This is a genomic window from Roseateles sp. P2_H4, from assembly GCF_056403315.1.
Map to the genome: position 1 here is coordinate 1 of NZ_JBFUFR010000047.1, position 16041 is coordinate 16041.

Here is a 16041-nt window from a genome sequence, read left to right on the forward strand (position 1 = left end):
CGTCGGCGTCGGCCAGCAGCTGGCGCGCGCCCGCCTCGAAACCGGCGCGGTTGAGCAGCTGGGTCAACGCATCGGTCTGCGAGGCCAGGCGCAGCCGCGCCTCCTCGCGCCTGGCCTCGGTCACATCGACCTCGATCGCGATCAGGCCTTCGATCTTGCCGCTCTGCACGCGCAGCGGCGCGTACTGCACGTCGAAGCTGTGGCCGTCGCGCTCGCAGGGGTCGACGAGATCCAGCCGGCGCGTTTCGCCGGCCAGGGCGCTGGCGATCAGCGGCGCGCGGGCTGCGTAGTGCTGCGCGCCGAACAGATCGGCCAGCGGCCGGCCGACCCAGTCCTTGAGTTCGACGCGGTGCTGCTCCTCGAAGGCGGCATTGAAGAAGATCACGCGGCCCTCGGTATCGCCGACGAGGAACTGGGCCCGCGCCGTGTGCGCGACGGCCAGCAGCATGGCCTCGCTGCGCTCGCGCTCGCGCTGGGCGCGCAGCTGCTCGGACATGTCGCGCAGGATGACCGAGACCGTCTCGACGCGGCCGCGCACATCGCGGTGCATGATGATGAGACAGTCCATGGGCACCCGCGCATCACCCATCTGCAGGCTGATGCGGCCGCGCCAATGGCCTTCGCGCATGGCTTCGGGCAGGACCAGCTTTTCGTAGAGGTCGAGCTGCTCGGCCGAGAAGTAGTCGGCGATGTGGGCGTCGGCCAGCGGCGCGTCCGCCGCCATGCCCAGATAGGCCCGTGCCGCCGGGTTCAGATAGGTGACCTGGCCATGCTCGCGGGCCTGGCAGACGAAGTCGGGCGTCATGTCGAAGATGGCGGTCAGCGTCTGGCGCGCCTTCTCCTGCTCGCCGCGCTCGGTCACGTCCTCGACAGTGCCCGCCTGGCCGGCCACCTGGCCATCGAAATAGAGCGGCGCCGTGCGCACCGCGATCCAGCGGATGCGGCCATCGTCGCCGCGCTTCATCTTGCGCACCATGTCGATGGGCTCGCCGGTGGCCATCTGGTGCTTCCAGCGCTGGATCAGCATGTCGCGCTGCTCGGGTTGCACCAGCGTGGTCCAGCCCCATTCGATGTCCTCGCGCTTGAGGCCGTGCACGCGCAGATAGCTGTCGTTCACATAGACGATGCGGCCGGTCTCGTCGGTGCGGAACAAGCCCAGCGGCATGGCATTGCTGGTGGCCTGCAGCGTGGCCTCGCGCAGCCGCGCGGCGCGCTGCAGCTGGCCCAGCCAGCGCGCCAGCAGCACCAGGCCCAGGGTGGCCATGGCCGCCAGGGCCAGCAACAGGGTGCGCTGGCGCCAGAAAGGCAGGAGCGCGTCCTCCTCGGTGCCAGACAGCAGCAGCTTGAGGCCGTAGTCGGACAGGCTGACGAAGGCGCCGATGCGGGGCCGGCCGTCGGTGGCCGCGCCGCTGCTGGCGTAGAAGCCTTCGTCACCGGTGAGGTCGCGGCGGGCCGCCGGGAACTGCTCGAAGATGTTGCGCCCGACAAAGCCCGGTATCTCGGGCCAGCGCGACAGGGTCAGGCCGTCGGCGCGCAGCATGACGAGGGAGGCGGGCGGCAGCGGCACGAACAGGCCCTGGGCGTCGTGCAGGCGCTGCAGGTCGATGGTGGCCACGACGAACTCATAGTCGTCCAGCGGCCGCGACAGGCGCATCAGCAGCGGCAGGCGCAGCCGGCCGTCGTCGATGCGGCCACCCAGGCGCAGCGGCAGGCCCAGCGAGATGCCCTCGGGCACGAGGCCGGCGATCTCGCCGAAGGCCGCGGTGCCGGCGATGCTGGCGTCGTCATCCTCGCTGCCGGCCTGCAGCCGCCGCACCTTGCCGGTGGGCGAGACGAGGACGATGTCGACCATCTGGCGCGAGCCGCTGCGCACGCTGTCGACGAACTGGCGCAGCATGGCGTCGGCCTGGGGGCGGTCGCCGCGCCGCGTCAGCAGCCACAGGTCGACGACGCGCAGCGCGCTCTCGGCCTGGCGCAGCACCGGCTCGGTCTGCATCGCGACGGCGCGCACGCCGGTGGCGAGTTCCTGGCGCTGCCGGGCCAGCAGTTCGCGCGGTTTCTCGATGGCGTACCAGCCCACCACGACCCAGATCGTCAGCACGACGGAGCCGAAGGCCAGGGCGGGTGCCAGCAGCAGCGCGCGCTCGCGCCAGCGGCGGCGGCGTGCCTGGCGCAGCGGCTCGGCGGGCGGGGTGGCGTCGCTCATCGGGGGCAGGGGTTGCGGGGCATTTTGCGCCGCAGGCCCATCCGCGTGCGGTGCTATTTCGCGCAGAACAGCCCGGCGTGCTGTTCGCGCAGCAGCTTCTTCTGCACCTTGCCCATGGCATTGCGCGGCAGTTCCGGCACGACCAGGATGCGCTTGGGCACCTTGAAGCCTGCGATGCGGGCCTTCAGCGCCTGGATCAGCGCCTCGGGGTCGGGCTGGCCGGCCGGCGTGATGACGGCGACGACCGCCTCGCCGAAGTCCGCATGGGGAACGCCGATGACGGCCGATTCCCCCACGCCCGGCAACTCGTTCAGGAAGCCCTCGATCTCGGCCGGGTAGACGTTGAAGCCGCCGCTGATGATGAGGTCCTTGCTGCGGCCGATCAGCGTCAGATAGCCGTTCGCGCCGACGCGGCCGACGTCGCCGGTCTTGAACCAGCCGTCCGCCGTGAACTCCTCGGCCGTCTTCTCGGGCATCTGCCAATAGCCGCTGAAGACATTGGGCCCGCGCACCTGCACATGGCCGATCTCGTCCGCCGCGCAGGCTTCGCCGTCGTCGTTGACGATGCGCAGGCCGACGCCGGGCAGGGCCGGGCCGACGGTGCCGCCGATGCGTTCACCGTCTGYGGGCCGGCAGGGGTTGGAGGTCAGCATCAGCGTCTCGCTCATGCCGTAGCGCTCCAGGATCAGGTGACCCGTGCGGGCCTGCCAGTCGCGCCAGGTCTCGATGAGCAGCGGCGCCGAGCCGCTGATGAAGAGGCGGATGTTCTTCGTGTCGAGCCGCTTCTCCTGCAGCAGCCGCACATAGAGCGTGGGCACGCCCATGAAGACGGTGGCCTCGGGCAGGCGGCGCGCCACCGGGCCGGCCTCGAACTTGTTGAACCACAGCATCTTGCTGCCGTTCAGCAGTGCCCCATGCGAGGCGACGAAGAGGCCGTGCACGTGGAAGATGGGCAGGGCGTGCAGCAGCACGTCGTCGGGCTTCCAATCCCAGAAGGTTTGGAGCGTCTGCGCGTTGCTCAGCAGATTGCCGTGGCTGAGCATGGCGCCCTTGCTGCGTCCGGTCGTGCCGCTGGTGTAGAGGATGGCGGCGAGGTCGCCGTCGGCGCGTTCGACGGTTTCGTGGGCCAGCGGCATCTGCGCGGCGCGGTCCAGCAGCGTGCCCGTGCGGTCATCGTTCAACGTGAAGACCCAGCGCACGCCGCGCTGGAAGGCCAGCTTGCTGACCCAGCCGAAGTTCCTGCCCGCGCAGATGACGGCGCCGGGCGCGGCATCGCTGATGAAATGCTCGAGCTCGGCCGCGTGATAGGCCGGGTTCAGCGGCAGATAGACGAAGCCGGCGCGCAGCACGGCGAGGTAGAACATGAGCGCCTCGACGCTCTTGTCGGTGTGCACGGCAACGCGGCTGCCGGCGGGCAGGGCGAGCTGGCCCAGCCAGTTGGCCAGCATGGCGCTGCCGGTGTCGAGGTCACGCCAGCTGTAGAGCAGGCCATCGTTGTCGATGGCGGTCGAGTCGAGATCCGCCGGGAAGCCGGCGCGCAGGGCCGAGTAGAGATTCATCGGCGCTCAGTCCATCTTGGCGCCGGAGCGCTTGACGACCTCCGCCCAGCGCTTGACCTCGGCGCTGACGAACTGCCCGAAGGCGTCGCCGTAGAGATTGGGCGTCTCGGCGCCCAGGCCGTGCCAGATGTTGCGGATGTCGTCCGTCGCGAAGGCGCGCTTCAGCTCCGCCTGCATGGCGCTGATCGCTTCCTTGGACGTGCCCTTGGGGGCCCACAGGCCATACCAGGTCGACACCTCATAGCCCGGCACGCCGGCCTCGGCGGCGGTCGGTACATCGGGGAAGCCGACGGCGCGCTGCTTGCCGGCCACGGCCAGCGCCTTGATGCGGCCGCTCTTGATGTGGGTGGCCGACGAGCCCAGGCCGTCGAACATCAGGTCCACCTGGCCGGCGATCAGGTCCTGCAGGGCCGGGCCGGCACCGCGGTAGGGGATGTGGGTGATGAAGGTCTTGGTCTGCAGCTTGAACAGCTCGCCGGCCAGGTGGTGGGAGGTGCCGTTGCCGGCCGAGCCGTAGTTCAGCTTGCCGGGCTTGGCGCGCACGGTGGCGAGCAGGCCCTTGAGGTCGCTGACGGGCACCTGGCCCGGGTGCACGACGATGACCTGGGGCACGCTGGCCAGCAGGGCGACGGGGATGAAGTCCTCTTCCAGCCGGTAGTCCAGCCGGGGGTACATGGACGGTGCGATGGTGTGGTGCACGGCGCCCATGAAGAAATTGCTGCCGTCCGGCGCCAGCTTGGCCGCGATGCCCGCGCCCACCGTGCCGCCGGCACCGCCCTTGTTGTCGATGATGACCTGGCGGCCCAGCTGCCGGGTCAGCAGCGCGGTCAGCGGCCGCGCGAAGGCATCGGTGCCGCCCCCGGCGGGGAAGGGAACGATCCAGGTGTAGGGCTTGTTGCCCTGGGCCTGCACGAGCCAGGGGCTCACCAGCGCAGGCAGCAGCATGCGTCGCTTCATCGGCTCGTCTCCGTCAGTGTTGTGCCGGGATTATGGGCAAGGCTCAGGGTTGCAGCAGCGCCGTGATGCGCGCCAGCAGCTCCTGCTTGGAGAAGGGCTTGTTGAGGCTGTCGCAGCGCGCCTCGCTGAGGAACTGGCGGGCGATGGGTGACAGCGTGTCGCCGGTGACGAACAGCATGCGTCGCGCCAGCGCCGGGTGCAGGGCCTTGACCTCGCGCCAGAGCTGGGCGCCGTCGATGTCGGGCATGTGCAGGTCGCTGACGATGGCGTCGAAGCGCGCCTCGGCCAGCATGGCCAGTGCGACGGCGCCGGACTCCGCCGTCATGACCTCGTAGCCGGCGCCGGACAGCATCTCGCCGATCAGCTCGGCGATCTCGGCCTCGTCGTCGACGACGAGCAGGCGGGCGCTGCATTCATCCGTCTCCGGCAGGGGCACGGGTTCGGTCTCGCTGGGCTCGGGCTCGCCGCTGACGGGCATCTGCAGGCAGAAGCAGGCGCCTGCGCCGAAGTCGCCGTCGTCCTGCATCGTCAGCTCGCCGCCGTGGTCGCGCGCGATGGAGCGGGACACGGCCAGGCCCAGGCCCGTGCCCACGCCCTCGCTCTTGGTCGTGAAGAAGGGTTCGAAGATGCGCTCGCGCAGCTCGGACTCGATGCCGGGGCCGTTGTCGCGCACGCGCAGCCAGACGCGCGGCGTGCGGCGGCGGTCACCGTCGGTCATAGGTGCGACGCCGGTGGAGACGGTCAGGCGGCGGCCGTTGTCGCGCGCGCCCAGGGCCTGCTGGGCGTTGACGATGAGGTTGAGCACGATCTGGCCGATCTGGTCGGCGTCGGCCTTGACGGGCGGCAGGCCGGGCAGCAGGTCCAGCGTGACGGCGATGCCGTGGCTGCGCAGCACATAGCCCAGCATGTCGACGGCGGCGGTGGCGAGGTCGTTCAGCGCCACCTCGCTGCGGTTGGCCGGCCGGCTGCGCGCCATGTTCAGGAAGGTGCGCACGATGCGGCCGCAGCGCTCGGCGGCCTCGTGGATGCGCTGGGCATCGGCAGCCCGGGGGTCGCCGCTCATCTTCTCGGCCAGCAGCGCCGCACGCCCCATGACGATGGACAGCGGGTTGTTCAGCTCGTGGGCCACGCCGGCCAGCAGGCTGCCCATGGCGGTCAGCTTCTCGCTCTGGCGCAGCGCCTCGCGCTGGCGCTCGATCTCGCTGAGGGCCGTCTGGCGCTCGGACAGGTCGAACAGCGACGCCGTGTAGAAGGCCTGGCCGGCGACGTCGGTGCGCCACAGCACCATCTCGACCGGGAACTCGTCGCCGTTGGCGCGCTGGGCCTGCATCTCGATGCGCTTGCCGATGATGCGCTGTTCACCGCCGGCCGTGACGCGGGCCATGCCGGCCTCGTGGGCGGCGCGCAGTCGCGCCGGGATCATGACCTCGGAGACCGGGCGACCCAGGGCCGCGTCGCGGGCGAGGCCGAACATCGCAGCGGCAGCGGGGTTGAACTCGACGATGTGGCCGCTCGCGTCGGTGGACACCAGGGCCGCCATCGCATGGTCGAAGATCGAAGACTTGAGGGCCTCGCTGGCCTGCAGTTCGGCGACCTTGGCCGACAGTTCGGCGTCGCGGATCTTGAGTTCGGTCAGGTCCAGGCTGATGGCCACGGTCGACTGGGGCACGCCTTCGCGCACGTCCACCGGCACGAGGTGCTCGCGCATATAGCGCCGGCCCACGCCGGCGAGCTCGGTCCAACCCTCCCAGGCGACGGTCTGGCCCGTGGCCAGGCGCTCGCGCACCGCGCTGTAGCTGGCGTAGGCGGCCTCACCGAGGATGCGGCCGATGGGCTGGCCCAGCACCTGCTTCGCATGCAGGCCGGTGAACTTGAAGAACTCGTGGTTGGCCCAGACGAAGCGTTCGCCGACGTCGATGACGACGACGCGCGCCGGCACCGCTTCCAGCAGTTGGGACAGCAGCGGCAGCGTGGCCTTGAGCACGCTGCCGAGTTCGCCCACGCCTGCGTCCGGCGTGGGATGGAAATGCAAGGTCTCTGTCATGCGGCGAGCTGGGGCCTGTTAACGCTGCGGCAATGGGCCGCGACGGCCATGCGCCTGGGGCGAATCCAGGCGCAGCGCGCCGCCCGCACTCGTGTGCGGGCCAGCGATGCAACGCCGAGTCGCCCCAGGCGCATGGCCGTCCCGAAGGGTTGTGGCCAGAACGGTCGCGCGCAGCGTTGCAAATCCTCGCCGGGTGTTCAACCCGGCTGCGGTTTGCGCCTTGCTCGCGGCCGTTCTGGTCACAACGCGGCCCGTTGCCGTAGCGTTAACAGGCCCCATACGCGGCCGATGATAAGGAAGCACTGTTGCACCCATCGCGCTGCGCGCTGTCCCGCCGAGCGGGAGTTGAGCCCCTTCGGGCGGCCGCGCGGGGCTCAGGCGGCCAGCACCTCGGTAGCAGCACCCTCTTGCATGGTGCGCGCGACATGGCCGTACATCGCCGTCCAGGCTTCGCGCACCTCGGCCGTGAAACCGTCGCCCAGGCCCGCGGCCAGGGTGTCGAGCAGCGCGGCGCCGACGCTGGCGTAGTGCGCCTCGACGACGCCGTAGCCGGCATGGCGCTGGCCGAGCTTGAGCAGCACGGGGTTCAGGGAGGCGGGACGGTCCAGCAGGTCGATGGCGGCGCCGATCATCTGCATCAGCCGCGCACCCTGCTCGCCCATGTCGCCGCCGCGGAACAGCGCGCGCAGTGCGGGGTCACGGGCAAACAGCTGGGCATAGAAGGCCTCGGCCACGGTGGGCGCCAGCGGCTTGAGCGGCGCGAAGCTGCTGCGGATCAGGTCGATTTGCTGCGGGGTCATGGCGGCGGTCTCGGTTCAGTGGATGAGGTAGGCGTCGGCGACGGGGGCGAACACGCACAGCAGCGGCAGGGCCATGACGAGACGCTCCAGCAGATTCCAGCGGGGCGCGGGCTGGGGGCTGTGCTCGAGGTCTTCGGCGAAGGCTTCGCTGCGGTAGCCGACCAGCATGGTCTCGGGCCAGTCGGTGTGGGGGTTGTCGCTGCGGTAGTGCATGGGGGTCTTCCGGTTGGTGTGTCGCTACTGTCGGCAGCGCCGGTTTCAAACCCGCTTCACGCTGGCGCGCCTGTGTTGCGTTTGTTTCAGCCCCGTGCCGTGCCGGGCGGTCCTGCCTATCATTCGTCGCCATGCCAGACGTCACCCCCACCGTGCTGCTCGTCGACGACGAGCCCGAACTGCGCGCCCTGCTGGCCGAGTACTTCGGCCGCAACGGCTTCGAGGTCATGCAGGCCGAGAACGCAGCCGAGGCGCGCCTGCGCGTCGCTGAACGCGTGCCCGACGTTGCGGTGCTCGACATCAACATGCCGGGCGAGAACGGCCTGTCCCTGGCCCGGGCGCTGCGCGAGAGCCACCCGCGCCTGGCCGTGCTGATGCTGACGACGGCCGGTGAGGCCATCGACCGCATCGTGGGCCTGGAGGTGGGCGCGGACGACTACATCGCCAAGCCCTTCGAGCTGCGCGAACTGCTGGCCCGCGTGCGCGCCGTGCTGCGCCGCCTGCAGGTGACGGCGGCGCCCCTGCCGGCGCCCGGCGACCCGGAGCGTGTCGCCTTCGGCCTGTGCGAGCTCGACATGGCCCAGCGCAAGCTCTTCGGCACGGACGGCGAGGAGATCGACATCACCGCCGCCGAATTCGACCTGCTGGCCCTGTTCACCCGCCACCCCAACCGCCCGCTGAACCGCGACCAGATCATGGAACAGGCGCACAACCGCGGCTGGGACGTCTTCGACCGCAGCATCGACCTGCGCGTCATGCGCCTGCGCCGCAAGGTGGAGCGCAACCCCGACAAGCCGGAGGTCATCAAGACGGTGAGAAACGTCGGCTACGTCTACGTGCCGGCTGTTTGAATTGGCGATGCTTGCCGGTCGATCCGGCAAGCCGGGCCGAGCGCCGGGCCGCCCCTAGCCGGCCCGCCAGGGCGATGTGCTTGCGGCTCAATGCCGCGAGCATCGCCGTCCCCCAGGGGGCTGAGGCCGGACACATTACGCCCAGTGGGCGTGATGTGCCTGCCGAAGAGCTGCGGCACTGCCGCAGCGCGGTCTGCAAGACCGACCAGCTTCGCCGCGTTCAGCAGGCGAACTGGACGAGGGGCCTCAGTTTGCTGTGGGCAGCTTGAGCCAACGCTGCAAGCGCGTGCGCAGCGCGACGAAGTCCAGCGGCTTGGTCAGGTGCTCGTCCATGCCGGCCTCGAGGCTGGCAGCCACGTCGGCGTCCAGCGCATGGGCCGTCAGGGCCAGGATGGGGAAGGCGGGCAGCTTGCCTTCGCGCTGCTGGGTGCGGATGCGGCGGGCGCATTCCAGGCCGTCCATGCCGGGCATCTGGATGTCCATCAGCACGAGGTCGGGTGCGGATTCGGCGCAGGCGGCCAGCGCTTCGAGGCCGTTCTTGGCCAGGCGGGCCTGAACGCCCATCAGCGCCAGGAATTCCAGCGCGACGACCTGGTTGATGTGGTTGTCCTCGACGAGCAGGACCTGGGCTTGTCGTTGGCTCGGGGCGGCACCGCCCTCGTCGGGCTCCGGCGCGTCAACACCCGCACCTCCGGTGGCGGCGTTGAGCCAGAACGGAACCAACGCCAGCGCTGGCTCGGGCAACCTCGACTTGTCCATCCCCATGTCCTTGTGTCAGCTTGTTCTTTTCTTATGCGGCCCTCGAAAGGCCGTGGGCCATTGTTGCCTCAGCCGGCGCCGCCGCGCAACCGCTTGCCCCCACGAATACGGTGCGAATTTGGCCGTCGATGTCGCCTGAATCGACCGCCTGTCGGTCGCGCGTGCTGACAGTTTTCAGCCAGGCGCGTCCCTACACTGCTCGCCTTTGTCGTTTTGGCGCTCCCCATCAATGTCTGACGGTCTGATCCGCATCCGAGGCGCTCGGCAGCACAACCTCAAGAATCTCGACCTCGATCTGCATACCGCGGAGCTGACCGTCGTCACCGGGCCCAGCGGCTCGGGCAAGTCCAGCCTGGTGTTCGACACCCTCTATGCCGAGGGCCAGCGGCGCTATGTGGAAACCTTTTCGGCCTATGCGCGCCAGTTCCTGGACCGCATGGACCGCCCCGCCGTCGACAAAGTGGACGGCGTTCCCCCTGCCATCGCCATCGACCAGACCAACCCGGTGCGCACCAGCCGCTCCACGGTTGGCACCATGACGGAGCTGAATGACCACCTGAAGCTGCTTTTTGCACGCGCGGCGGAGCTGTTTGACCGCAAGACGGCGCTGCCGGTCAGGCATGACACGGCGCAGAGCATTTATGTGGAGCTGATGGCGCGTGGCGAGGAGGCTGGCGACCCCAGGATGGTGCTCACTTTCCCCGTGGAGCTGCCCGGCAACACCTCGGCCGAGCAGGTGCAGCAATGGCTGTCGGCAAGCGGCTTCACGCGCGTCCAGGGGGAGCGCGAGGTCGAGGGTAAAAAAGTGTTGGACGTGGTCGCCGACCGCTTCCGCATCCGGGGCACCGACAAGCAGCGCGCGATGGAGGCCATCGAGCTGAGTTTGAAGCGCGGTGCGGGCCGGGTGAATGTTCACGTTGGTGACGATGGCGCAACACTCTGGCGGTTCTCGACCGGCCTGCACTGTCCCGAAAGCGACATCCGCTATGCCGACCCGCAGCCGGCGCTGTTTTCCTTCAACTCGGCCTTCGGCGCCTGCGACAGCTGCCGCGGCTTCGGGCGCGTCATCGGTGTCGACCTCGGCCTCGTCATTCCCGACGACCGCAAGACGCTGCGCAACGGTGTCATCAAGCCCATGCAGACGCCGGCCTGGAAGGACTGCCAGGACGACCTGCTGAAGTACGCCGGCGAGGCCGGCATTCCGCGCGACACGCCGTGGAAGGAATTGAGCCCGGCCCACCGCGAATGGGTCATCAACGGCACGCCGAACTGGAACGGCAACTGGAACAAGCAGTGGTACGGGGTCAAGCGCTTCTTCGACTACCTCGAGAGCAAGGCTTACAAGATGCACATCCGCGTGCTCTTGTCCAAATACCGCAGCTACACGGAATGCCCGGCCTGCCGCGGCGCACGGCTGAAGACCGAGGCGCTGCTGTGGCGTGTCGGCGCCAAGCCATTGGCCGACGCCGCGCTGCCGGCGGCGCAACGCTTCCTGCCCGTCGGCGTCGATTGGTCGCGTGAGCAGCTGGAGGCAATGCCGGGCCTGGCCCTGCACGACCTGATGCAGCTGCCCATCCAGCGCCTGCGCGACTTCGTCGACGGCCTGCAATTGCCCAGCACCATGCTGGACGAGGCGCTGAAGCTGCTGCTGGACGAGATCCGCCACCGCAGTCGCTACCTCTGCGACGTCGGCCTGGGCTATCTGACGCTGGACCGCCAGAGCCGCACGCTGTCCGGCGGCGAGGTGCAGCGCATCAACCTGACGACGGCGTTGGGCACCTCGCTGGTCAACACGCTGTTCGTGCTGGACGAGCCCAGCATCGGCCTGCACCCGCGCGACATGGGCCGCATCGTGCAGGCCATGCAGCGGCTGCGCGATGCCGGCAACACGCTGGTGGTCGTCGAGCATGACCCCGCCGTCATGCTGGCGGCCGACCGCCTCATCGACATGGGCCCCGGCCCCGGCGAGCGCGGCGGCCAGATCGTCTTCGACGGCACGCCCGACAGCATCCGCTCGGCCGACACGCTGACAGGCGCCTACCTGGGCGGGCGCAAGCATGTCGGCATGGGGCTGAAGCGGCTGGTGGACGAGTCCACGCCCAAGCTCATCCTCGAAGGCGTGCGCGAGCACAACCTGAAGGACGTGTCCGTCGAGTTCCCGTTTCAGCGCATGGTCGTCGTGACGGGCGTGAGTGGCTCGGGCAAGAGCACGCTGATGCAGGACGTGCTCTACCCGGCCCTGGCCCGCCAGTTCGGCAAGGCCACCGAGACGCCCGGCGTGCACGAGCGGCTGCTGGGCGCGGACTTCCTCGCCGACGCGGTCTTCGTCGACCAGTCGCCCATCGGCAAGACGGCGCGGTCCAACCCGGCCAGCTATGTCGGCGCATTCGACGAGATCCGCAAGTTGTTCGCCGTCGCGCCGCTGGCCATCGAGCGCAGCTACACGGCCGGCATGTTCAGCTTCAACGCCGGCGACGGCCGCTGCCCGACCTGCGGCGGCTCGGGCTTCGAGCATGTGGAGATGCAGTTCCTCAGCGACGTCTATCTGCGCTGCCCGGACTGCGACGGCAAGCGCTTTCGTGCCGAGATGCTGGACGTCAAGCTGGCGCTGAAGGACCGCGACCTCAGCGTCTCCGACGTGCTGGAGCTGACGGTCGCCGAGGCCGTGAACCTGTTCAGCGAGCATCGCGCGGTGCTGGCCAAGCTGCAGCCCATCGTCGACGTGGGCCTGGAGTATGTGCGCCTGGGCCAGCCGGTGCCGACGCTGTCGGGCGGCGAAGCCCAGCGCTTGAAGCTCGCCGGCTTCCTCGCCGAGGCGGCGGCTTCACCGCGCTTTGGCGTGGCCAAGAAGGGCACGCTCTTCCTGTTCGACGAGCCGACGACCGGCCTGCACTTCGACGACATCGCCAAGCTGATGCGCGCCCTGCGCAAGCTGCTGACGGCCGGCCACTCGCTGCTGGTCATCGAGCACAACCTCGACGTCATCCGCGCGGCCGACTGGCTCATCGACCTCGGCCCCGAAGGCGGCGAGGCGGGCGGCGAAGTCGTCTGCGTCGGCACGCCCGAAGAGATCACCAAGCACGCCAGTTCGCACACCGCCGCGGCGCTGCGCGACTACGCGCTGCACATGGACCGCCCTGCCACCGTCGTGGAAGAGGGGGGCAGGGCGCTGCAGTCCATCATTCGCGCCCGCCGCCAGACCGACGAGGCCATCAAGATCGTCAACGCCCGCGAGCACAACCTCAAGGGCCTGAGCGTCGACATCCCGCGCGGCAAGTTCAACGTCGTCACCGGCGTCAGCGGCTCCGGCAAGTCGACGCTGGCCTTCGACATCCTGTTCAACGAGGGCCAGCGCCGCTATCTCGAATCGCTGAACGCCTATGCCCGCTCCATCGTGCAGCCGGCCGGCCGGCCCGAGGTGGATGCGGTCTGGGGCATCCCGCCCACCGTCGCCATCGAACAGCGCCTGAGTCGCGGCGGCCGCAAGAGCACGGTCGCGACGACGACCGAGGTCTGGCATTTCCTGCGCCTGCTCTACGTGAAGCTGGGCGTGCAGCATTGCATCAACGACGGCGCGCCGGTGCGGCCGCAGAGCGTCGAGTCCATCGCCGCCCAGCTGATGCGCGACTACCGTGGCCAGCATGTCGGCCTGCTGGCGCCGCTGGTGGTGGCACGCAAGGGCGTCTACACCGACCTCGCCAAATGGGCCAAGGGCCGTGGCCACACCCATCTGCGCGTGGACGGCGAGTTCCTGCCCACCTCGCCCTGGCCGCGCATCGACCGCTTCAAGGAGCACACGCTGGAGCTGCCGGTCGGCGACCTCGTCATCGAGCCCGAGCGCGAGGCCGAGTTGCGCGAGCTGCTGGCCAAGGCGCTGGACATCGGCAAGGGCGTGCTGCATCTGCTGGCGCCCCTGGACGGCCTCAGCGTCGAAGCCGGCTCGACCGGCGCCGGTGTCGGCAGCGTCAAGGTGTTCTCCACCAAGCGTGCCTGCCCCGTCTGTGGCACCAGCTACCCCGAGCTGGACCCGCGGCTGTTCTCCTACAACTCCAAGCATGGCTGGTGCAAGGGCTGCGTCGGCACGGGCCTGGCGCTGACGCGGGAGCAGCGCAAGGCGCTGGACGACAGCGTGCAGAGCGACGACAACCGCGGCCGCGAGCAGAGCTTCCCGTCCGAGGAGGCCGAGGTCGAGGGCCTGACTGACGCGGTCTGCCCGGATTGCCACGGCACGCGCCTGAACCCGACGGCGCGCTCGGTGGAGTTCGAGGACAAGGGCATCGGCGAAGTCGCCGCCTGGAGCGTCGGCGAGGCGCGCGACTGGGTGAAGGGCCTGCACCTGCACGGCCGTGATGCCGACATCGCGCGTGACGTCGTCAGCGAGATCCTCGGCCGGCTGGAGTTCCTGCAGGAGGTCGGCCTGGGCTATCTGACGCTGGACCGCGCGGCGCCGACGCTGTCGGGCGGCGAAGCGCAACGGATTCGCCTGGCCGCCCAGCTCGGCAGCAATCTGCAGGGCGTCTGCTATGTGCTGGACGAACCCACCATCGGCCTGCATCCGCGCGACAACCAGATCCTGCTGAAGGCGCTGGCCACGCTCGGCGACAAGGGCAATACGCTGGTCGTCGTCGAGCACGACGAGGACACCATCCGCCGCGCCGACCACATCATCGACATCGGCCCCGGCGCCGGCAAACGCGGTGGCCGCGTCGTGGCCCAGGGCACGGCGGCGCAGCTCGCACTGGAGCCTGAATCGACAACGGGCCGCATGCTGGCCCACCCGCTGATCCACCCGCTGCAGGCGCGCCGGCCTATCGAGGCCGATGCGCCCAAGCTGACCGTGCTGAACGCCGCACTGCACAACCTCAAGGCCGTGACGGTGGACGTGCCGCTGCACCGCCTCGTGGCCGTGACCGGCGTGTCCGGCTCCGGCAAGTCCACGCTGGCGCGCGACGTGCTGCTGGCCAATATGGCCGTCGCCGTGCCGCTGCGCAAGGCGCCGGCCAAGTGGGCGGGCTGCGATGGCATCGAAGGCCATGCCCAGGTCGACCGCGTGCTGGAGGTCGACCAGACCCCCATCGGCAAGACGCCGCGCTCCTGCCCGGCCACCTATATCGGCTTCTGGGACGCCATCCGCAAGCTGTTCGCCGAGACGCTGGAGTCCAAGGCACGCGGCTATGCGCCGGCGCGCTTCAGCTTCAACACCGGCGCGGGCCGCTGCCCCGGTTGTGAGGGCCAGGGCATGAAGACCATCGAGATGAGCTTCCTGCCCGACGTGAAGGTGCCCTGCGACCAATGCCATGGCCAACGCTTCAACCCGGAGACCCTGGGCGTCAGCTGGCGCGGCAAGAGCATCGGCGATGTGCTGGCCATGGAGGTCGACGAAGCCGTCGAGTTCTTCGCCTCCATGCCTTCGATCGCCCATCCGCTGCAGCTGTTGAAGGACGTCGGCCTGGGCTATCTGACGCTGGGCCAGCCGTCACCGACGCTGTCGGGCGGCGAGGCGCAGCGCATCAAGCTGGTGTCCGAGCTGGTCAAGGTGCGCGACGACGTCACCCGCCGCGGCCAGAAGGCGCCGCACACCCTCTATGTGCTGGACGAGCCGACGGTGGGCCTGCACATGGCCGACGTGGAGAAGCTGATCCGCGTGCTGCATCGCCTGGTCGCGGGCGGGCATTCGGTCGTCGTCATCGAGCATGACCTGGATGTGATTGCCGAGGCCGACTGGGTGCTGGACCTGGGGCCGGAGGGCGGGGATGCCGGTGGTCGTGTCGTCATCGAAGGGACGCCGGAGCAGGTGGTGGCCAGCGGCAGCCATACCGGCGTGGCGCTGAAACCCGTGCTTTCTCGTGTGGCTTGAGATAGGGTCACTTCGGTTTTGCAGAAGCTTGGCTGAGGGCTGAGCATCTTCCTCATCGAGGGCCGGCCGAACACACTCCGGCGGTTCTTTGACCGAGGGTCGTGCCATGGTGTTTCTGGTCGGGTGGGTGCTGGTGTTGCTGTTGCTGGCCCTGTGGTCCGGGCTGGTCATGGCCGGGCATGCGCTGCTGGTGGCCATGTTGACGCATGCCGGCGGCATCGGCTCGGGTGACTGGAGTCTGCCCGCGTCGCTGACCGCCTGGTTGCCGGGGCCGGTAGCGGATTGGCTGGTGTCCACGCTGGAAACGCTGACGCCCCAGTTGCAGTCACTCGCAGGCATGCTGCCGTCGCTGTCCGGCGGCGTGACCGTGCTGGCCTGGGTGGTGTGGGCCTTGGGCGCCTTGCTGCTGCTGGGCATCGGCCTGGCCATCCACTTGGCGATCGCGCTGTGGCGCAAGTCCCGGCAGTCCACGGCACCGCAAACCGTCGCGGCGCTGCGCTGATCGCCTCTCACCCAACTCTCATCTGCCTGCCTCATGGAACCCCTGACTGGTTGCCTCACCCTCCTCGCCACCGTTCTGGCTGGTTCCGCCTTGCATGCCTGGCGTCTCCGCAATGAGAGGCGCGACGTGTGGCTGATCGGTGCGTCCAGCGGCGCAACCGGCCTGGGTGCCGTTCTGATGCACTGGCTCTGAGGCCCTGCGGGCCTGGGCGGGCCGTGACGAATGGAGTGGACGCGGTCCTTCCCTAAAATTCAGCGCCCCTAACCCTAGGGGGCCAATTCAGGAGACCCCCT

General features: G+C 69.4%; 10 protein-coding genes. 3 read left to right on the forward strand and 7 right to left on the reverse strand.

The features are described from left to right. The 6 genes from AC1DW3_RS26115 to AC1DW3_RS26140 form a co-directional block, all read right to left on the reverse strand. Positions 1-2206, reverse strand: a 2206-nt coding sequence (locus AC1DW3_RS26115) for a PAS domain-containing protein (protein ID WP_477936387.1), incomplete at its 3' end; no start/stop codon positions are given. Between the two features lie 53 nt (positions 2207-2259). Continuing rightward, positions 2260-3765: a malonate--CoA ligase gene (locus tag AC1DW3_RS26120; RefSeq protein ID WP_477936389.1), complete on the reverse strand. Its 1506-nt coding sequence runs from the start codon at positions 3763-3765 to the stop codon at positions 2260-2262. 6 nt (positions 3766-3771) lie between these two features. Then, positions 3772-4722 (reverse strand): Bug family tripartite tricarboxylate transporter substrate binding protein, encoded by a 951-nt coding sequence (locus AC1DW3_RS26125; RefSeq protein ID WP_477936391.1) that lies wholly within the window; start codon positions 4720-4722, stop codon positions 3772-3774. A 43-nt stretch (positions 4723-4765) separates the two neighbouring features. Further along, positions 4766-6766, reverse strand: a complete 2001-nt coding sequence (locus AC1DW3_RS26130) for a hybrid sensor histidine kinase/response regulator (RefSeq protein ID WP_477936393.1) — start codon at positions 6764-6766, stop codon at positions 4766-4768. Positions 6767-7140: 374 nt separating this feature from the next. Then, complete coding sequence (locus tag AC1DW3_RS26135) at positions 7141-7566, reverse strand: globin family protein (RefSeq protein WP_477936395.1); 426 nt, start codon at positions 7564-7566, stop codon at positions 7141-7143. Positions 7567-7581: 15 nt separating this feature from the next. Then, positions 7582-7779: a hypothetical protein gene (locus AC1DW3_RS26140; RefSeq protein ID WP_477936397.1), complete on the reverse strand. Its 198-nt coding sequence runs from the start codon at positions 7777-7779 to the stop codon at positions 7582-7584. A 131-nt stretch (positions 7780-7910) separates the two neighbouring features. Here AC1DW3_RS26140 and AC1DW3_RS26145 point away from each other — a divergent pair, with 131 nt between their 5' ends. Continuing rightward, positions 7911-8630 carry a response regulator gene (locus tag AC1DW3_RS26145; RefSeq protein ID WP_477936399.1) on the forward strand — a complete coding sequence of 240 codons (720 nt, stop codon included), beginning with the start codon at positions 7911-7913 and terminating at the stop codon, positions 8628-8630. A gap of 246 nt (positions 8631-8876) precedes the next feature. Here the strand turns inward: AC1DW3_RS26145 and AC1DW3_RS26150 are convergent, their stop codons facing one another. Continuing rightward, positions 8877-9389: a response regulator gene (locus AC1DW3_RS26150; protein ID WP_477936401.1), complete on the reverse strand. Its 513-nt coding sequence runs from the start codon at positions 9387-9389 to the stop codon at positions 8877-8879. A gap of 229 nt (positions 9390-9618) precedes the next feature. On the opposite strand from AC1DW3_RS26150, the gene uvrA reads away from it, so the two are divergent. Together uvrA and AC1DW3_RS26160 are read left to right on the forward strand one after the other, a co-directional pair. Next, positions 9619-15246: an excinuclease ABC subunit UvrA gene (uvrA, locus tag AC1DW3_RS26155; RefSeq protein ID WP_477936403.1), complete on the forward strand. Its 5628-nt coding sequence runs from the start codon at positions 9619-9621 to the stop codon at positions 15244-15246. Between the two features lie 106 nt (positions 15247-15352). Beyond that, positions 15353-15748, forward strand: coding sequence for a hypothetical protein (locus tag AC1DW3_RS26160; protein ID WP_477936405.1), 396 nt, complete (start codon positions 15353-15355; stop codon positions 15746-15748). Positions 15749-16041: the final 293 nt, after the last annotated feature.